The 18,485-nt window shown below is 69.6% G+C and carries 12 protein-coding genes; 3 read left to right on the top strand and 9 right to left on the bottom strand.

Translation table 11 applies throughout. The features are described from left to right. Positions 1-245: 245 nt before the first annotated feature. Positions 246-1,640 carry an MFS transporter gene (locus tag BM393_RS12890; RefSeq protein WP_091726318.1) on the top strand — a complete coding sequence of 465 codons (1,395 nt, stop codon included), beginning with the start codon at positions 246-248 and terminating at the stop codon, positions 1,638-1,640. Between the two features lie 7 nt (positions 1,641-1,647). Continuing rightward, entirely contained in the window at positions 1,648-2,262 is a 615-nt protein-coding gene (locus BM393_RS12885; RefSeq protein WP_091726312.1) for a GNAT family N-acetyltransferase, read from the top strand. Between the two features lie 46 nt (positions 2,263-2,308). Here BM393_RS12885 and ugpQ read toward each other — a convergent pair whose 3' ends face one another. The 5 genes from ugpQ to ugpB form a co-directional block, all read right to left on the bottom strand. Beyond that, positions 2,309-3,085 carry a glycerophosphodiester phosphodiesterase gene (ugpQ, locus tag BM393_RS12880; protein ID WP_091726308.1) on the bottom strand — a complete coding sequence of 259 codons (777 nt, stop codon included), beginning with the start codon at positions 3,083-3,085 and terminating at the stop codon, positions 2,309-2,311. An 81-nt stretch (positions 3,086-3,166) separates the two neighbouring features. Then, entirely contained in the window at positions 3,167-4,252 is a 1,086-nt protein-coding gene (locus BM393_RS12875; RefSeq protein WP_091726304.1) for a sn-glycerol-3-phosphate import ATP-binding protein UgpC, read from the bottom strand. 21 nt (positions 4,253-4,273) lie between these two features. Further along, positions 4,274-5,122 (bottom strand): sn-glycerol-3-phosphate ABC transporter permease UgpE, encoded by an 849-nt coding sequence (gene ugpE / locus BM393_RS12870; protein WP_091726300.1) that lies wholly within the window; start codon positions 5,120-5,122, stop codon positions 4,274-4,276. Between the two features lies 1 nt (position 5,123). After that, positions 5,124-6,011: a sn-glycerol-3-phosphate ABC transporter permease UgpA gene (ugpA, locus tag BM393_RS12865; RefSeq protein WP_091726295.1), complete on the bottom strand. Its 888-nt coding sequence runs from the start codon at positions 6,009-6,011 to the stop codon at positions 5,124-5,126. Positions 6,012-6,038: 27 nt separating this feature from the next. Further along, positions 6,039-7,361 (bottom strand): sn-glycerol-3-phosphate ABC transporter substrate-binding protein UgpB, encoded by a 1,323-nt coding sequence (gene ugpB / locus BM393_RS12860; RefSeq protein WP_091726290.1) that lies wholly within the window; start codon positions 7,359-7,361, stop codon positions 6,039-6,041. A 409-nt stretch (positions 7,362-7,770) separates the two neighbouring features. Between ugpB and BM393_RS12855 the strand changes: the two genes are divergently transcribed. Further along, the gene (locus tag BM393_RS12855; protein ID WP_404932662.1) at positions 7,771-11,673 is read left to right on the top strand and encodes a DUF3683 domain-containing protein; all 3,903 of its coding nucleotides are present in this window, start codon (positions 7,771-7,773) and stop codon (positions 11,671-11,673) included. Positions 11,674-11,831: 158 nt separating this feature from the next. Here BM393_RS12855 and BM393_RS12850 read toward each other — a convergent pair whose 3' ends face one another. The 4 genes from BM393_RS12850 to BM393_RS12835 all read right to left on the bottom strand — a co-directional run bounded on the left by BM393_RS12850 (position 11,832) and on the right by BM393_RS12835 (position 18,130). After that, positions 11,832-13,766 carry a Cache 3/Cache 2 fusion domain-containing protein gene (locus BM393_RS12850; protein ID WP_091726287.1) on the bottom strand — a complete coding sequence of 645 codons (1,935 nt, stop codon included), beginning with the start codon at positions 13,764-13,766 and terminating at the stop codon, positions 11,832-11,834. A 280-nt stretch (positions 13,767-14,046) separates the two neighbouring features. After that, positions 14,047-15,084, bottom strand: coding sequence for a tripartite tricarboxylate transporter substrate binding protein (locus tag BM393_RS12845; protein ID WP_091726283.1), 1,038 nt, complete (start codon positions 15,082-15,084; stop codon positions 14,047-14,049). 73 nt (positions 15,085-15,157) lie between these two features. Continuing rightward, positions 15,158-15,673 carry a hypothetical protein gene (locus BM393_RS12840; protein ID WP_091726279.1) on the bottom strand — a complete coding sequence of 172 codons (516 nt, stop codon included), beginning with the start codon at positions 15,671-15,673 and terminating at the stop codon, positions 15,158-15,160. 420 nt (positions 15,674-16,093) lie between these two features. Beyond that, positions 16,094-18,130 (bottom strand): M13 family metallopeptidase, encoded by a 2,037-nt coding sequence (locus BM393_RS12835; RefSeq protein WP_091726273.1) that lies wholly within the window; start codon positions 18,128-18,130, stop codon positions 16,094-16,096. Positions 18,131-18,485 lie beyond the last annotated feature (355 nt).

Genomic DNA, 18,485 nt, shown 5'->3' with positions numbered 1-18,485 from the left:
GATCGGAGCCGACCCCATGACCAAGCTGCTGGACCGCACCAAACACGACGCCCGGGCGTCGGTGCGCGCGCTTGGGCCATCCGGCTGGGCGCGACGACCGTAGGCGTCTGGACGACGCCCGCCGGCCTGCCACGGCCGGTTCCCAGGTCCCTGGCTTTTCGCGACGGCGACGCCCACCGCGTCCCGCTCGCCCGATCCGCGCCCGGCGCACGACGCCCCGCGCGGACCGCATCCGGAGTGTCAACATGCTGCCGATCAAGGCATCCACGTGGGTCGACCGTCTGCTCGACCGCTTCCTCGATCTCCTGCGCCTGCCCGCCGGCGATCTGCTGCGCAACCTCGTCTACCGGCGTCTGTGGACGTCGATCCTGATCAGCTCGCTGGGCGGGCAGATCACGCTGCTGGCGCTGCCGCTGACCGCGGCGGTGCTGCTGCATGCCTCGCCCACGCAGATGGGCGTGCTGACCGCGATGGAGCTGGTGCCCTTCGTGCTGTTCTCGCTGCCGGCCGGCGTCTGGCTGGACCGGGTGCGCAAGCTGCCGGTCTACATCGTGGGCGAGCTCACGCTGGCCGTCGCCGTGGGCAGCGTGCCGGTGGCCCACTGGATGGGCTGGCTGGGCATGCCGTGGCTGTACTTCGTCGGTTTCCTGCTCGGCACGGTCTACACGATCGCGGGCAGCGCCTCGCAGATCGTGCTGACGCAGGTGGTGAGCCGCGACCGCCTCGTCGAGGCGCATGCGAAGAACGCGCTGGCCTCGTCCGGCGCCGAGGTCGCGGGCCCCGGCGTCGCGGGGGCGCTGATCAAGCTCGTCGGTGCGCCGCTGGCGCTGGCGGTGGATGCGCTGCTGCTGGTGGCGTCCGCGCTCATCCTGCGCGGGGTGAAGGTCACCGAGACGCTGCATCGCCTGGACGGCGCCGACTTCTGGCGCGACCTGAAGGCCGGCGTCGCGTTCGTGCGCGGCAAGCGCATGCTGGTCGCGCTGGCCTGCGCGGTGGGCGGCTGGCAGATGTTCAACCAGGCCGCGCAGGTGGTGCAGATCCTCTTCGCGACGCGGGTGCTGGGACTGTCGGCGCAGAGCGTGGGCCTGTCCTACATCGCGCTGGGCGCGGGCACGGTGCTGGCGAGCGCGCTGGGCCACCGCATCAGCGCGCGCTTCGGCCCCGGCCCCAGCCTGATCGGCGGCTTCGCGATGTGCGGCATCGGCTGGGCGGCGCTGTGCGTCGCGCCGGCCAACGCGGTCGGCGTCGCGGCCTTCGCCTTCACGCTGTTCATGTTCGGCGTCGGCGCGGTGCTCATCTTCATCAACTTCCTGTCGCTGAGACAGGCGGTGACGCCCGCCCCGCTGCTTGGCCGGATGACCAGCACCATGCGCTGGCTGATCCTGATCCCCGCCGGTCCCGGCGCGCTGATCGGCGGCTGGCTCGGCGAGCATGTCAGCCTGCGCGCCGCGCTGGCCTTCGCGGGCGTCGGTGCGTTGCTGCTGGCGGTGCTGGCCTGGCAGGTCCAGGCGATCCGCCTGGTGAAGGTGCTGCCCAAGGTCGAGGGCGAGGATCCGCCGCTGGGCGCCGAGGCCATGCCCGGCGTGACGCCGGCCCCGACCACGGGCACCGCGCAGCTACAACCCGCCAACGGCAACTGAGGTCCCCATGCGCGTTCAAACCGCCCCCGATCCGCTCCTGGTCGAGGTCCCCGAGCGGATCGACACCGCCCGGCTCGTGCTGCTGTCGTCGCGCGCCGGGCTCGGCCCCGCGCTGAACCGCGCGGTGCTCGAGGCCCAGGAGCATCTGAAGCCCTGGATGCCGTGGGCGCACGAGACGCCCACCGTCGAGCAGTCGGAGGGCGTCGCGCGGCGCATGCAGGCGCAGTTCCTGCAACGCGAGCACCTGGGCTACTACCTGCACGAACGCGGCGCCGACGGGCGGCCCGGGCGCCTGATCGGCGGGGCGGGACTGCATTCGCCGGACTGGCAGGTGCGCCGCTTCGAGCTGGGCTACTGGATCGTGCCCTCGCACACGGGGCGGGGGCTGGTGGTCGAGGTCGTGGCCGCGCTGGTGCGCCTGGGCTTCGAGCAACTGCGGGCGCGCCGCCTGGAGATCCGCACCGACTCGCGCAACGCGGCCAGCCGCGCGGTGGCCGAGCGCTGCGGCTTCACGCTCGAAGGCGTGCTGCGGCGCGACGCGCTCGACGTCGAGGGCCAGCCCTGCGACAGCTGCGTCTACGGCATGACGGACCTCGCCGACCTGCGCCAGCCGGCACGCTGACCGGCACTGTCCTGGCGACCTGGCGCCGTGGCGACTTCGCGGACCGTCAGGCGGTCGGGCTGAAGCGGTCCACCGCGTCGGTGATGATGCCGTCCACGCCGTTGGCGATCAGCCATTGCGCGGCCGCGGCATCGTTGACGGTGTAGACCAGCGCCTTCATCTCGGCCTCGCGCAGCCGCGTGACCAGCGCCTGGTCCATCAGCGCGTAATGCGTGATCACCGCGCGGCAGCCCAGCGACTGGGCCAGCTGCAGCCAGCCGTCGCCGTCGAGCTTGTCGAGCAGCAGCCCGCGCGGCACCTGCGGCGCCGATTCGCGGGCGCCGCGCAGCGCTTCCGGCTGGAAGCTGCTGAACAGCACCGACACCGGCGCCGTCTCCTCCCACAGCCGCAGAACCTCCCGGCCGACGATCTCGCCGGTGCGGAACTCGTCGCCGGGCGTGGGCTTGATCTCGATGTTCAGCGCATGCTGGTTGCGGCGCACGAAGGCTGCGATGCTCTCCAGGCTGGCGGGCGGCTCGCCGGCGAAGGCGCGGCTGTGCCAGCGTCCGGCGTCCAAGCGCGACAGTTCGCTCCAGTTGCGGTCGGCGGCGCGGCCGCGCGCGGTCGTCGTGCGGTCCAGCGTCGCGTCGTGCAGCAGGAAGGGCACGTCGTCGGCGCTCAGCTTCACGTCGCACTCGAAGGCGCGATAACCATGCCGCGCGCCTTCCCGGAACGCGGCCAGCGTGTTCTCGGGCGCCAGCTTGCCGGCCCCCCGATGGGCCACCCAGAAGGGCAGCGACCAGGGCCAGCTGGGTTCGTCGAGGGCATGCGTCGAGACCGTCATGTCGTTCTCCCTGATCGCTGTCGCGGATCGTTTGTCTGTGGCCGCCGGCCGCGGTGGAGGGCGCGTCGATGGCGCCGCGCGTCAGTCGACGCGCTGCCCGGTCGCCGGGTCGAACCAGTGCAGCCGCTCGCCGGGCGCCTGCAGCAGCACCTCGTCGCCGGGGCGCGGCGGCGTGTCGGTGCCATCGATGCGCAGCGTGAAGGCGGCCTCGCCGAGCCGGCCGTAGACCAGGCGCTCGGCGCCCAGCATCTCGACCATCTCCACCTTCAGCGGCCAGGCGGTGGCGTCGGCGGCGACAGCCTGGCCATCGTGCGGCAGCGCATGCTCCGGACGCAGGCCCAGGGTCAGCTCGCCCTCGCGCGGCGCCGCCAGCGGCAGGTGCAGCGAGGTGCCGCCGACATGGAAGCGCCGGCCCTCGACGCGGCCCTTGAGCAGGTTCATCGCCGGCGAGCCGATGAAGCTCGCCACGAAGGTCGTCGCTGGACGGCCGTAGACCTCCTCCGGCGTGCCGAACTGCTCCATGCGCCCGCCGTTCATGACGACGATGCGCTGCGCCAGCGTCATCGCCTCGACCTGGTCGTGGGTGACGAAGAGCGAGGTCACGCCCAGCTCGCGGTGCAGCTTCTGGATCTCCAGCCGGGTCTGCACGCGCAGCTTGGCATCGAGGTTGGACAGCGGCTCGTCGAAGAGGAAGACCTGCGGGTCGCGCACGATCGCGCGGCCCATCGCCACGCGCTGGCGCTGGCCGCCGGACAGCTCGCGCGGCCGGCGCTGCAGCAGGTGCGACAGCTCCAGGATGCCGGCCGCCTTGTCCACGCGGGCGCGGATCTGCTCGGGCGGCAGCTTGCGGATCTTCAGGCCGTAGGCCATGTTCTCGAACACGCTCATGTGCGGGTAGAGCGCGTAGTTCTGGAACACCATCGCGATGTCGCGATCGGCCGGCTCGATCTCGTTGACGACGCGGTCGCCGATGGCGATCTCGCCGCCGCTGATCTCCTCCAGCCCGGCGACCATGCGCAGCAGCGTGGACTTGCCGCAGCCCGACGGCCCGACGATGACGACGAACTCGCCATCCGCGATCTCGGCGTTGACGCCGTGGATCACCGGGTTGGCCTTGGCGCCGGAGCCGTATTGCTTGACGACCTTGCGCAGGGAAATGCTTGCCATCGGAGTCTCTTCTCGTGTTCTTTACTTCTCGGCGTCGACCAGGCCCTTGACGAACCAGCGCTGCATCAGCACCACCACCAGCGCGGGCGGGATCATCGCCAGCATGGCGGTGGCCATGATCACGTTCCAGTCGTTGGCGGCATCGCCGCCGCTGATCATCCGCTTGATGCCGATGACCACGGGGTACATCTGCTCGTCCGTCGTCACCAGCAGCGGCCACAGGTACTGGTTCCAGCCGTAGATGAACTGGATGACGAAGAGCGCCGCGATGCTGGTGCGCGACAGCGGCAGCAGCACGTCGCGGAAGAACTTCATCGGCCCGGCGCCGTCGATGCGGGAGGCCTCGACCAGTTCGTCGGGCACGGTCAGGAAGAACTGCCGGAACAGGAAGGTCGCCGTCGCCGAGGCGATCAGCGGCACCGTCAGGCCGGCGTAGGTGTTGAGCATCTTCAGGTCGGAGACGACCTGGTAGGTCGGCCCGATGCGCACCTCCACCGGCAGCATCAGCGTGACGAAGATGGCCCAGAAGAAGAAATTGCGCGCGGGGAAGCGGAAGTAGACGATCGCGAACGCGGACAGCAGCGAGATCGCGATCTTGCCCACGGCGATGACCATCGCGGAGACGAAGCTGATCCACATCATCTGCCCGACCGGCGCCTTGGAGCCGGCGCCGCTGCTGCCGAACAGCGCGGCCGAGTAGTTGTCCACCAGGTGCGCGCCCGGGGTGAGCGACATCGGGGACTGGACGATCTCCGCGGCGGTCTGCGTCGAGGCGACGAAGGCGATGTACAGCGGGAAGGCGACGATCAGGACGCCGAGCACCAGGATCAGGTGGGACAGCAGCGTGAGGGCGGGGCGGCGCTCGACCATGTCAGTACTGCACCTTCTTTTCGACGAAACGGAACTGGATGACGGTCAGCGCGATGACGATGGCCATCAGCACCACGCTCTGCGCGGCCGAGCCGCCCAGGTCCAGCGCCTTGAAGCCGTCGTAGTAGACCTTGTAGACCAGGATGGCGGTGTCCTTGCCGGGGCCGCCCTGGGTGGCCGCGTCGATGATGCCGAAGGTGTCGAAGAACGCGTAGACGACGTTGATCACCAGCAGGAAGAACGAGGTCGGCGACAGCAGCGGGAAGGTGATGGTCCAGAAGCGGCGCCACGGGCCGGCGCCGTCGATCGCGGCGGCCTCGATCAGCGACTTGGGAATCGACTGCAGCCCCGCCAGGAAGAACAGGAAGTTGTAGGAGACCTGCTTCCAGACCGCGGCCATCACCACCAGCGCCATCGCGTGGTCGGCGTCGAGCAGGTGATTCCACTGGATGCCCATCCGCTGCAGGCCGTAGGCCACGACGCCGATGGACGGCGCGAACATGAACAGCCACAGCACGCCGGCGATCGCCGGCGCCACCGCGTAGGGCCAGATCAGCAGCGTCTTGTAGACCGGCGCGGCGCGCACCACGCGGTTGGCCATGGTGGCCAGCAGCAGCGAGACGGCCAGCCCCAGCACCGCCACCAGCAGCGAGAACACCGCCGTCGTCTTGAACGAGGCGAGGTAGCTGGCGTCGTTGAACAGCTGGCGGAAGTTGTCCAGGCCGACCCATTCGGTGGACAGGCCGAAGGCGTCCTGCTGCTGCAGGCTCTGCACCAGCGCCTGGCTGGCGGGCCAGAAGAAGAACACGCCGATCACCGCGGCCTGCGGCGCGAGCAGCAGCCAGGGCAGCCAGCGTGATCGGAAGACCACGCGCTTCTGCTGGGACATCAGGTCTCTTTCAGGTCGTCAGGGGATTCAGAGCTTGGCCGACTTCTGGAAGCGCTCCAGCAGTTCGTTGCCGCGCTTGACGGCGGCGTCCAGGCCTTCCTTGGGCTGCTTCCTGCCGGCCCAGACCTGCTCCATCTCTTCGTCGATGATGGTGCGGATCTGCGCGAAGTTGCCCAGCCGCACGCCGCGCGACTTGTCGGTCGTCTTGCGGATCATCTGCTGCACGGCCACGTCGGTGCCCGGGTTCTGCTTGTAGAAGCCGCTCTGCTCGGTCAGCTCGTAGGCCGCCTTGGTCACCGGCAGGTAGCCGGTGCGCTTGTGGCTCTCGGACGCGACCTCGGCCTTGGAGAGGTACTGGAAGAACGCGGCCACGCCCTTGTACTCGGCCGGCTTCTTGCCTGCCATCACCCACAGGCTGGCGCCGCCGATCACCGTGTTCTGCGGCGCTCCCGGCACGTCGGGGTAGTAGGGCAGCGGCGCGATGCCGGAGGCGAACTTGGCGTTCTTCTTGATGTTGGCGTAGAGGCCCGAGGAGCCGGTCATCATCGCGCACTCGCCCGAATAGAAGGTCGCGTCGGCCGTGTTGCCGCGGCCCTTGTAGACGAACAGGCCCTGCTTGGCCATGTTGGCCAGGTTCTCGATGTGACGCACGTGCAGCGGCGAGTTGAACGCCAGCCGCGCGTCCAGGCCGCCGAAGCCGTTGTTCTTCGTCGCGTACTCGACGTTGTGCCAGGCGGAGAAGCTCTCCAGCTGCGTCCAGCTCACCCAGCTGGTGGTGAACGGGCACTTGTGGCCGGCGGCCTTGAGCTTGGCCGCGGCGATGGCGACCTCGGGCCAGGAGCTCGGCGGCTTGTTGGGGTCCAGGCCGGCGGCCTTGAACGCGTCCTTGTTGTAGTGGAAGACGGTGGTCGAGCTGTTGAACGGGAAGCTCAGCATCTGGCCGTTGGGCGCGGTGTAGTAACCGGCGACGGCGGGGACGTAGGCGGCGTTGTCGAACTTGACACCCGCCTGCTGCATCACCTGGCCGACCGGCACGATCGCGCCCTTGCTGGCCATCATCGTGGCGGTGCCGACCTCGAAGACCTGCAGGATGTGCGGCGCGTTGCCGGCGCGGAAGGCGGCGATGGCGCCGGCCATCGATTCGTCGTAGCTGCCCTTGTAGGTCGGGACGATCCTGTAGTCCTTCTGGCTGGCGTTGAAGTCCTTGGCCAGGTCGTTGACCCAGTCGCCGAGGGCGCCGCCCATCGAGTGCCACCACTGGATCTCGGTCTGGGCCGAGGCGGTGAAGGGGGTCATCAGCGCGACGGCCGCGACGGATGCGGCCAGCAGGGAAGTCTTGACGGGCTTCATGGGTCTCCGATGCTCGGGGAGGGTGGTTCTGCGGTCCCGGGGCGGACATCGTCGGGTGGACGAGCCACCGGGGGCCGGCGAGCTTATCGGCGCATTGTGACACTGGCGAACCATCCATCGCAGGGTGCGAAGCCAGGCTTCCCTAGAGTCCCTCGCCGGGGATGGCCCTCTGGCGCTGCGGTAGGATTCCGCCCATTGCCCGAACCGGGCCGGCCGCCGATCGCGGCCATCGCGAACGCCCCTTCCAACCCCGTGTCCAGCGGGCGCGGGGACCACAAGTCCGGGGCGGCGTCCGGCACCGGGCCTCATGCTTTCCCCCAGCCTGGCATCGGCCCCTGTCCGAGGGCGCCGGCCTGCCGCAACCCCGGTGCGCGAGCACCTGGCCGCCATGAACGCACCGCATCTGCTGATGCCCGCCGACCCCGCGATGGCCGGCGACGTGACCCCGACGCCCACGCCCGCCGCCCGGCTGCGCGAGATTCCGTACAACTACACGTCCTTCTCCGATCGCGAAATCGTCCTTCGCCTGCTCGGCGCCCGCGCCTGGGAGCTGCTGGACCAGTTGCGCGGCGAGCGCCAGACCGGCCGCTCCGCACGCATGCTGTACGAGGTGCTGGGCGACATCTGGGTGGTGCAGCGCAACCCCTACCTGCAGGACGACCTGCTGGACAACCCCAAGCGCCGCGAGGCGCTGATCGGCGCGCTGCGGCATCGCCTGGGCGAGGTGCAGCGCCGCCGCCATCCCGAGGACGACGCCAAGCGCGACGCCTGGGTGGGCGAGCTGCTGACCGCGGCCGAAGCGGCGGTGGGCGCGTTCTCGCACCAGTTCGAGCAGGTCGCGGAGCTGCGCAAGCGCGCGGTCAAGGTCTTCGCGAAGACCACCGCGAAGGACAACATCAAGTTCGACGGTCTGTCGCGCGTCTCGCACGTGACCGACGCGACCGACTGGCGCGTCGAGTACCCCTTCGTCGTGCTGACGCCCGACACCGAGGCCGAGATGGCCGCGCTGGTGGCGGGCTGCTTCGAGCTCGGCCTGACGGTGATCCCGCGCGGCGGCGGCACCGGCTACACCGGCGGCGCGGTGCCGCTGGTCTGGAACAGCGCGGTGATCAACACCGAGAAGCTCGAAGCCATGCGCGGCGTCGAGATGAAGACGCTGCCGGGCCTGGACCGCGAGGTCCCGACCATCTGGACCGAGGCCGGCGTCGTCACGCAGCGCGTGTCCGACCTGGCCGAGCTGCACGGCTTCGTGTTCGCGGTCGACCCAACCTCGGCGGAGGCCTCGTGCATCGGCGGCAATATCGCGATGAACGCCGGCGGCAAGAAGGCCGTGCTGTGGGGCACGGCGCTGGACAACCTCGCGTCGTGGCGCATGGTCACGCCGGACGCGAAGTGGCTGGAGGTGGTGCGGGTCAACCACAACCTGGGCAAGATCCATGACGTCGAGGTCGCGAGCTTCGACCTCCACTACTACGACGCGACCGGCAAGACGCTGGAGCGCACCGAGCGCCTGGACATCCCCGGTCGCACCTTCCGCAAGGAAGGGCTGGGCAAGGACGTCACCGACAAGTTCCTGGCCGGCCTGCCCGGCATCCAGAAGGAAGGCTGCGACGGCCTGATCACCAGCGCGCGCTGGATCGTGCACCGCATGCCGGCGCACGTGCGCACGGTCTGCCTGGAGTTCTTCGGCAATCCGAAGGACTGCGTGCCGTCCATCGTCGACATCAAGGACTTCATGTTCGGCGAGATGAAGAAGCCCAACGGCGCGATCCTCGCGGGCCTGGAGCATCTGGACGACCGCTACCTGAAGGCGGTCGGCTACGCGACCAAGAGCAAGCGCGGCGGGCTGCCGAAGATGGTGCTGATCGGCGACATCGTCGGCGACGACGCCGATGAGGTCGCGCGCGCCACCAGCGAGGTGGTGCGCCTGGCCAACGGCCGCTCGGGCGAGGGCTTCGTGGCGGTCAGCGCCGACGCGCGCAAGAAGTTCTGGCTGGACCGCAAGCGCACGGCGGCGATTTCCAAGCACACCAACGCGTTCAAGGTGAACGAGGACGTGGTGATCCCGCTGCCCCGCATGGGCGAGTACACGCTGGGCATCGAGCGCATCAACATCGAGCTGTCGCTGCGCAACAAGCTGGCGCTGGTGGAGGCGCTGCGCGCCTTCTTCGCCGCGGGCAACCTGCCGCTGGGCAAGAGCGACGACGCCGGCGAGATCCCCAGCGCCGAACTGCTCGAGGACCGCGTGCAGCAGGCGCTGGCGCTGCTGGACGAGGTCGGCGCGCAGTGGCGCACCTGGATGCAGGAGCTCGACGTCCCACGTGACGGCGAACGCACCTACTTCGAGCAGCTGCAGGACTACACGCTGCGCGCGAGCTGGAAGCGGCAGATCCTCAAGCCGCTGCAGGATGTGTTCGCGGGCGCCTCCTTCGCGCCGATCCTGGCCGAGTGCAAGCGCATCCACAAGGAGGTGCTGCGCGGCCGGGTGTGGGTGGCGCTGCACATGCATGCCGGCGACGGCAACGTGCACACCAACATCCCGGTGAACTCCGACAACTACGAGATGCTGCAGACCGCGCACGAGGCGGTGGCGCGGATCATGACGCTGGCGCGCTCGCTGGACGGCGTGATCTCGGGCGAGCACGGCATCGGCATCACCAAGCTGGAGTTCCTCAACGACGACGAGCTGGCGGGCTTCGCCGGCTACAAGGCCAAGGTCGACCCGGAAGGGCGCTTCAACAAGGGCAAGCTGCTGCGGCCCGGCACCGGCGGCCATGGCAGCCAGCACACCTTCGCCGACCTGACCAACGCCTACACGCCCAGCTTCGGGCTGATGGGGCACGAGTCGCTGATCATGCAGCAGAGCGACATCGGCGCGATCAGCGAGTCCATCAAGGACTGCCTGCGCTGCGGCAAGTGCAAGCCGGTCTGCGCGACGCATGTGCCGCGCGCCAACCTGCTCTACAGCCCGCGCAACAAGATCCTGGCAACCTCGCTACTGGTGGAGGCCTTCCTCTACGAGGAGCAGACCCGCCGCGGCGTGTCGATCAAGCACTGGGAGGAATTCGAGGACGTCGCCGACCACTGCACGGTGTGCCACAAGTGCGTGAATCCGTGCCCGGTGAAGATCGACTTCGGCGACGTCACGATGAACATGCGCAACCTGCTGCGCAAGATGGGCAAGAAGAGCTTCAAGCCCGGCAATGCGGCGGCGATGTTCATGCTCAACGCGACCAATCCGGAGACCATCAAGATCGCCCGCGCGGCGATGGTGGGCGTCGGCTTCAAGGCGCAGCGCGTGGCCAACAGCCTGCTCAAGCGCGTGGCGCGCAAGCAGACCAGCGCGCCGCCGGCGACGGTGGGCGTCGCGCCCGTCAAGGAGCAGGTGATCCACTTCATCAACAAGAAGCTGCCGGGCGGATTGCCGAAGAAGACGGCGCGCGCGCTGCTGGACATCGAGGACAAGAACTACGTCCCGATCATCCGCAACCCGCAGAAGGCCTCGGCGGATGCGGAGGCGGTCTTCTACTTCCCGGGCTGCGGTTCGGAGCGGCTGTTCAGCCAGGTGGGCCTGGCGACGCAGGCGATGCTCTGGCATGCGGGCGTGCAGACGGTGCTGCCGCCGGGCTACCTGTGCTGCGGTTATCCGCAGCGCGGGTCCGGACAGTTCGACAAGGCCGAGAAGATCATCACCGACAACCGGGTGCTGTTCCATCGCGTGGCCAACACGCTGAACTACCTCGACATCAAGACGGTGGTGGTCAGCTGCGGCACCTGCTATGACCAGCTGCAGGGCTACAAGTTCGAAGAGATCTTCCCGGGCTGCCGCATCGTCGACATCCATGAATACCTGCTGGAGAAGGGCATCCAGCTCGATTCGAAGCAGGCGTATCTGTATCACGACCCCTGCCACTCGCCGATGAAGCTGCAGGAGCCGATGAAGACGGTGAAGGCGCTGGTCGGGCCGGAGGTGATGAAGAGCGAGCGCTGCTGCGGCGAGAGCGGCACGCTGGGGGTCACGCGGCCGGATGTGTCGACGCAGGTGCGCTTCCGCAAGGAAGAGGAACTGCGCAAGGCCGAGGCGCAGCTGCGCTCGGCGGGGAAGGTGGGGGCGCAGGAGAACCTGAAGATCCTGACCAGCTGCCCGTCGTGCCTGCAAGGCCTGAGCCGCTACGGCGGGGACTTGCAGAACGGGTTGCTCGAGGCGGACTACATCGTGGTCGAGATGGCCCGCAAGATCCTCGGCGAGAACTGGATGCCGGAGTACGTGGCCAAGGCCAACAACGGCGGGATCGAGCGCGTGCTGGTCTGACGCGGCTGGCGCGGCAGGACACGCCCCTCACCCCAACCCTCTCCCCGCAAGCGGGGAGAGGGAGAAGTTGCCACCGCGGCTTGCAGCCAGCACGCTCGCCCGATGACTCCCTCTCCCGCTTGCGGGAGAGGGCAGGGGTGAGGGCCAGCAGCCGTGGATCAGACCCGGAACTGGCCGACCTGCTCCACCAGCCGATGCGCCTGCTCCCGCAGGCTCTCGGCGGCGGCGGTGCTTTCCTCGACCAGCGCGGCGTTCTGCTGCGTACCCTGGTCCAGCTGCGCCACGGCGCCGTTGATGCGCGTCACGCCCTGCGACTGCTCGCGGGCCGCGGTGGAGATCTCGCCGATGATGTCGGTCACGCGCTTGACGCTGGCCACGATGTCCCGCATCGCCTCGCCCGTGTCGCCCACCAGCTTGGCGCCGGACTCGACCCGCTCGCCGCTGGCCGTGATCAGCGCCTTGATCTGCTTGGCGGCCTCCGCGCTGCGCTGCGCCAGCTGACGCACCTCCGCGGCCACGACCGCGAAACCGCGGCCCTGCTCGCCGGCGCGCGCCGCCTCGACGGCGGCATTCAGCGCCAGGATGTTGGTCTGGAACGCGATCGAGTCGATCGTGCCGATGATGTCGCCGATCTGGCGGCTGGCCGTGCTGATCTCGTCCATCGTGGTCACCACCTGCGCGACCACGTTGCCACCGCGCTGGGCCGCGCGGTCGGACTCGCCGACCAGCTGATGCGCCTGCGCGGCCGACGCCGCCGTCTGGCTCATGGAACTGGCGAGTTCCTCGAGCGCCGACGCGGTTTCCTGCAGATGGCTGGCCGACTGCTCGGTCCGCGAGGACAGGTCGCGGCTGCCGGCGGCGACTTCGGCGGAAGCCGTGCCGATGGAATCGCTGGCCTGGCGCACCTCGTTGATCGTGCGCGACAGCTGCAGCCGCATGCGCTCGACGCCCGCGGCGAGCGCGCCCAGGTCATCCTGCTGGCGCACGAGGACCGGCCGCGTCAGGTCGCCATTGGCGACCGCGCCGACGGCCTCGTTCAGGTCGGCCAGCGGCTGGCCCACCCAGCGACCCAGCATCCAGGTCACGCCCAGGCCCAGCAGCACCACCGTCGCCAGCATCAGGCCCCACAGCACCCACAGCGTGGTGTTATGCGCCGCCAGCGCCTGCGCGCGTGAGGCTTCGGCCACCACCCACCAGCCGGTGGCCTGCGACTTGCGCGCCACCGCGAACGCGTCCTGGTAGCTGTCGCCGTAGACCGCCTGGACCTCCTCCAGCACGCCGTCGGCGTCCTCGGTCACCGTCTTGACGTAGCGCTCGGCCTGGTCGGCCGGCATCAGCTCCGACAGCTTCTTGCCCTGGGCGCGCGGATGCGCGCGCAGCAGCGCGTCGGCCGGCGTCTTGCCCGGATCGAGCAGGTACAGGCCGCCCGAGCCGTAGAGCTTGACCGCGTCGGCCATCTTGACCAGTTCCTGGTGCAGCCCGCGCATGTCGAAGCCGATGTACAGGATGCCGACGACCTTGCCGCCCGCGTCCTTGATCGGCGAGTAGCGCGTCATGTAGGGCACCTTGAACAGCGTCGCCGGGCCGACATAGGTCTCGCCGGCCGCGAGCTTGGCGTAGGGGGCGCCGGCGCGGTCCAGCGTCGTGCCGACCGCGCGCGAGCCGTCTTCCTTCTTCACCGAGGTGGTGATGCGGATGAAGTCGTCCGTGCCCTTGCGCGCGAAGATCGTCGCGTTGCCGCCGGTCAGGCGGGTGAAGCGGTCCACCGCTTCGAAGTTGCCATTCAGCTTCTGGCCGTTGAAGGCCAGCTCGCCGTCGCCTTCCAGCGTGAAGGCCCCACCGGCGAAGTCGCCCGCCAGCACGTCGTACAGCCGGTTGGCCGAGTCGCGCGCGGTGCGGTCCAGCGCGTCGGCGACGCGGGCGACCGACGAGGCCTCGGCCGACATGTAGTCCAGCGTGCGCTGCTGCGCCTGGTTGGTCAGCACCCAGGACAGGGCGCCGCAGATGACGATCAGCAGCGCCGCGATCGCGACGCTCGACCAGATGGAAACGCGACGGGCCACCGTCGCGCGAACGGCGTTGTTGTTGTTCATGACAGGACGGCCGCGTCGCCGCGGGCGGGAGTGAGGGGAGGTCTCCTGGCGCGTCGTTGTCGTTTTGTCTTTGCGCCCGGTCAAACTTTATTCCCCTTGAGCCGTGCCGCGCAGCTTCCTGTGACCGCACTTCAAGGGATAACCCGCAGCTATTCGATCCCCCCGTGAAGTAATGCGCGGCCGTCTTCCGAGGGGAGGACAGCGCTATCGCCCGCGCGACGGCGACCGACCGGGCGGTCGGCTTTTCCTGAAGATCGCCCCGCAGCGGCGCCGGCCGCCCTCACTCGGCGGAGATGCCGCGGCTGCGGATCAGCGCATGCCACTTCTGGGTCTCGGCCTGGATGAAGCGCGCGAGGGACGCCGCGTCGCCGGGCGCGACCTCCAGGCCGAAATCTTCGAGCCGGGCCTTCAGGTCGGGCTGGGCCAGCGCCTTCGCCAGCTCCGCGCCCAGGCGCGAGACGATCGCCTCCGGCGTGCCCTTGGGCACGAACAGGCCCTGCCAGGCGCTGACCTCCACGCCGCTGATGCCCGTCTCGTCGAAGCTGGGCACGTCGGGCAGCGCGGCGATGCGGCGCGGCGCGAGCACCGCCAGCGCCTTGAGCTTGCCGGCGCGCAGGTGGGGCAGCGCGGCGGCGGTGTCCAGGATGCCCATCGGCACCACGCCGGCGATCAGGTCCTGGGTCGAGAAGGCCGTGCCGCGATAGGGCACGTGGACGATGTAGCTGTGGGTGCGGTCCTTCAGCAGCTCCATCGCCAGGTGGTGCGGGCTGCCGACGCCGGGCGACGCGTAGCTGTACTTGCCGGGCTTGGCCTTGATGGTCTCGAGCCACTGCTTCGCGCTGGTGAAGCCGGCGCCCGGGTTCACCACCAGCAGCAGCGGGAAGCGGGCCATGAAGCCGACCGGCGCGAAGTCCGACGGCGCGTAGGGCAGCTTCTTGTAGAGCGCGCTGTTGAAGACCATCGCGCCGTTGTCGCCGGTCAGGATCGTGTAGCCGTCGGGCGGCGACTTCGCGGCGTTGTCGGTGCCGATGATGCCGGCCGCGCCGGGCTTGTTGTCGATGACCAGGGTCTGGCCGAGCGCCTTGCCCAGCACCGGCGCGAGCTGGCGGGCGAGGAAGTCCGAACCGCCGCCCGCCGGGTAGGCCACGACCCAGCGCACCGGCCGGCTCGGCCAGCTGTCCGCGCGCGCCGCGCCGGGCCAGCCGAGCGCCGCGGCGCTGGCGCCGAGGGCACCGGTGATCAGCAGGGAGCGGCGCACGGCATCTGTGGCCGCATCGGTGGTCGCATCGGTGGCCGTATCGGTCTGATGGGTGGGCATGAAGGAGCTCTCCGGGTGGCGATGGCGGCCATCCTAGCCAGCCCCGCGAGCGCCCCCTTGGGGGACAACCCCATCAGCGCCCGTCGACCGCGGCCGCGCTCGCCGCGATGTCGGCGGCGCCAGCGGCGGGCGGGGCCAGTTCCATCATCGCCACGCGCTGGTTCATGTCGCTGCCGCTGTCCTGGTTGCGGAACGCGATCTGCATCACGTAGAGCGTGTCGCGCTCGGCGCCCTGGCAGGCCAGGCTCCGCACCGCGCGACGCACGGCGGCCGCGTAGACCCAGGGGCCGCGGGATTGGTGGACGTCCGAGATGGTGCTGCCGTTGAGGCGGAAGCTCACCGTGGTCAGGCCTTCCTTGCCTTCGATGTACTGCTGCCGGGCCAGCCGGTCGAACAGCGCCTGGTCGACGCCGGGGCAGGTGGCGCGCACGTCGGTGCGCGGGATCTCGCCGGGGCGCCGGCCGGAGATCTCCACGCGCTGCAGGTCGTCGGGCGCGGCCTGCGCGGCGCCGGTGGCCAGCACGGCGAGGAGCGCGGCGAACGCGGCGCGGGCGAGGGTCGTGTGGGAGGGGCGGGTGGTCGCTTGCATGTCGTGCTCCTGAAGACGGGGGGACCGTCGTGGCGCGCTTCCTGGCGTCCATGCGATCGGTCTTTTTTCAGCGTAGGCAGCGCGGGCAGCGCCACCAAGCGGCGGGCGACCAAGCGTTGAAGGCGAGGGCTGGAGCGCCGCTTTGCCGCGACGAAACGCAGGCCGACGCGATGAGCCGCGAATCGACTTTCCCCCGTATCCATCGGGTCAAAAGTCATGCTGGCCTCGGTCATCGATCGTCATGTCGATCGATGTGACACGCAGGTGGCAAGACCTGTCCCCGCGCCCTGGCTCCGGCGATCCATGACTTCCGCCGACCCGTCCCGGAAGACAGGGGTCCCGAATGGCACGGGGCCCGCCACGCCTCACGGCGCGCGGGCCCCGCGACCACGACCCGGCGGGCCGCGGCGGACCTGCCGGTCACCAGACCTTGATCGGATCCGCGGCGACCATCGCATCGCCCGGCTTGCAGTCGAAGGCCTTGGCGAACTCCGGCATGTTGGACATCGGCGCGAGCACGCGGTACTTGCCCGGCGAATGCGGATCGGTGCGCAGCTGGTTCAGCAGCGCGGCTTCGCGCGACTTGTTGCGCCACACCAGCGCGTTGGACAGGAAGAAGCGCTGCTCGGGCGTGAAGCCGTCGATCTTGTCGGTCTTGCCGCTGCGACGCAGCGCGTTCTGCAGCGCGTCGAAGGCGATCGGCATGCCGGCCATGTCGGAGATGTTCTCGCCCAGCGTCAGCCGCCCGTTGATCGGCGTGCCCTTCACCGGCTCGTAGCGACCGTAGAGCGCCACCACCCGGTCCGCGAGCGCCTGGTAGTGCTCCGCGTCCGAGGCGGTCCACCAGTCCCGCAGGCTGCCGATGCTGTCGAACTGGCGGCCGCGATCGTCGAAGTGGTGGACGATCTCGTGGCCGATCACCATGCCGATGCCGCCGTAGTTCACCGCGTCGTCGGCCTTCGCGTCGAAGAAGGGCGGCTGCAGGATGCCGGCCGGGAAGGTGATCTCGTTGAGGCCGCCCGCCTGCGCGTTGACGATGTGGGGCGACATCGTCCAGCGGGTGCGGTCGCTCGGGCGGTCCAGGTCCTTGATCTGCTCGCCGTGGAACCAGGCCGCCGCGCGCAGCTGGTTGCCGGCGAAATCTTTCGGATCCAGCGCCAGGCCCTCGAACCGGGGCCAGGTCGGCGGCGCGCCGATCTTGGGCTGCATCGCCTCGAGTTTCTCCAGCGCCTTGAGCTTGGTTTCCGGGCTCATCCAGCTCAGGTTCTGGATCCGCGTCTTCATCGCCGCCTTCACGTCGCCGATCAGCAGCGTCGCGCGGCGCTGCGCCTCGGGCGAGAAGGCCTTGGACACGAACAGCTCGCCCAGCGCCAGCCCGAGCGGGCTGCCGCCGGTGCGGCCGCCGATCATCAGGATGACCTCCTCGTCGCGCGGCGCGTGCTGCTCGAGCCCGTTGATGGCGACGCCGCGGTAGTCGAAATCGGCGTCCGCGAAGGCCTGGGGCAGGCGCGCGGCGCTGTTCTCGAGCACCCGCACCCGCAGGTAGGTCTGCCAGGTCGCCAGCGGGATGTGCTCGGCCATCAGCGCGACGCGGGTCATGAAGGTCGGCTGCGCCACGATCAGGCGCTCCACGCCGCCGGCGCGGGTGTCGCTGCGGGTCAGCGCCTTCAGGTAGGCCTCCCAGGCCAGGCCCGGCGCCTTGTCGGCCAGCTCGGGCGTCGTCATCGGGTTGTAGACCTTGAGCGGATCGCGCAGCTGCGCGCGCGGCACCGTGGCCTCGGCCAGTTGGGACTCGAAGCCCATCAGCGCGTCCAGCACCGCCGGCGTGGCCTCGAAGCCGGCCGAGGCCAGCAGCCGCTGCGCATACAGCCGGTAGGCGGCGCGCAGCTTCTTGGCGATGTCGGTGTCCTTGAAGTAGTCGTCGCGGTCGGGCAGGCCCAGGCCGGCCTGGCCCAGCGTCAGCACGTTGACCCGGGTGTTCTTGACGTCCGCCCGGACGAAGCTGCCCACCGGCGCGGCGATGCCGACGCGGCCCAGCTGCGCCAGCAGGTAGGGCAGGTCCTGCGCCGACTTCATCGACGCGATGCGGTCCAGCAGCGGCTTCACCGGTTTCAGGCCCTGGGCCTCGATCGCGGCCAGGTCCATGCCGCTGGCGTAATAGGCGGCGACCTGCTTCAGGCCCGGCGTCTTCTGCAGCGCCGGCTGGGCGACCAGTTCCGCGAGCGCCTGGCTCAGCAGGCGGTCGTTGGCCACGCGCAGCGCGTCGAAGCTGCCGATGCGGGTGCGGTTGGCCGGCAGCTCGGTGCGGTCGACCCAGGGGCCGTTCACGTAGTCATAGAAATCGGCGCAGGGCGAGACCTCGGTGGAGAAGCTTGCGACATCCAGCGCGCGGGCCGGCAGGGCGCTCAAGGCGAGGGCGGCGCCGGCCGCGACGGCGATCAGGCGTAGAGGGAACATGGTTATTTGTCACCAATGTGTGGCGAAAACGACAAGCCGCACAGGCTAAACGAGCCCCTTTTGCCCCGCCATCGGCGCCGTCCCGTGGATGGCTTCCGACACCCCGGGCACGCCGTTCGCGCAGCCTCGCAAACTGCGCGCAAACCTTACGAATCAGGGCTTTAGCCGTAAGAAAGGGGCGATTGGCGGATCAAAGTGAGCATTTCGACACAAAACGGTTATAGGGGTATTCCTTCCTGTTAACTGTTGCAGGGGGGGCGGTTGTCGCCCGATCAGCTTCCTACACTGCGCCGCACACCGCTCGGATTGGGCCGATCGGCGTGCCCCGCCAGAGGTGCCAACGCGCCAGGGTGTC

This window comes from Mitsuaria sp. PDC51, assembly GCF_900113225.1.
Lineage (GTDB): Bacteria > Pseudomonadota > Gammaproteobacteria > Burkholderiales > Burkholderiaceae_C > Roseateles.
The sequence above is the reverse complement of the archived record's forward strand: the minus strand, read 5'-3'. Positions and strand labels throughout refer to the sequence as shown.

Coding starts and splice junctions, on each gene's coding strand:
- BM393_RS12850 (WP_091726287.1), bottom strand. CDS start 13,766: ATGAACAACAACAACGCCGTTCGCGCGACGGTGGCCCGTCGCGTTTCC.
- BM393_RS12840 (WP_091726279.1), bottom strand. CDS start 15,673: ATGCAAGCGACCACCCGCCCCTCCCACACGACCCTCGCCCGCGCCGCG.
- BM393_RS12890 (WP_091726318.1), top strand. CDS start 246: ATGCTGCCGATCAAGGCATCCACGTGGGTCGACCGTCTGCTCGACCGC.
- ugpA (WP_091726295.1), bottom strand. CDS start 6,011: ATGTCCCAGCAGAAGCGCGTGGTCTTCCGATCACGCTGGCTGCCCTGG.
- ugpQ (WP_091726308.1), bottom strand. CDS start 3,085: ATGACGGTCTCGACGCATGCCCTCGACGAACCCAGCTGGCCCTGGTCG.
- BM393_RS12875 (WP_091726304.1), bottom strand. CDS start 4,252: ATGGCAAGCATTTCCCTGCGCAAGGTCGTCAAGCAATACGGCTCCGGC.
- BM393_RS12885 (WP_091726312.1), top strand. CDS start 1,648: ATGCGCGTTCAAACCGCCCCCGATCCGCTCCTGGTCGAGGTCCCCGAG.
- ugpE (WP_091726300.1), bottom strand. CDS start 5,122: ATGGTCGAGCGCCGCCCCGCCCTCACGCTGCTGTCCCACCTGATCCTG.
- BM393_RS12855 (WP_404932662.1), top strand. CDS start 7,771: ATGCCCGCCGACCCCGCGATGGCCGGCGACGTGACCCCGACGCCCACG.
- BM393_RS12845 (WP_091726283.1), bottom strand. CDS start 15,084: ATGCCCACCCATCAGACCGATACGGCCACCGATGCGACCACCGATGCG.
- ugpB (WP_091726290.1), bottom strand. CDS start 7,361: ATGAAGCCCGTCAAGACTTCCCTGCTGGCCGCATCCGTCGCGGCCGTC.
- BM393_RS12835 (WP_091726273.1), bottom strand. CDS start 18,130: ATGTTCCCTCTACGCCTGATCGCCGTCGCGGCCGGCGCCGCCCTCGCC.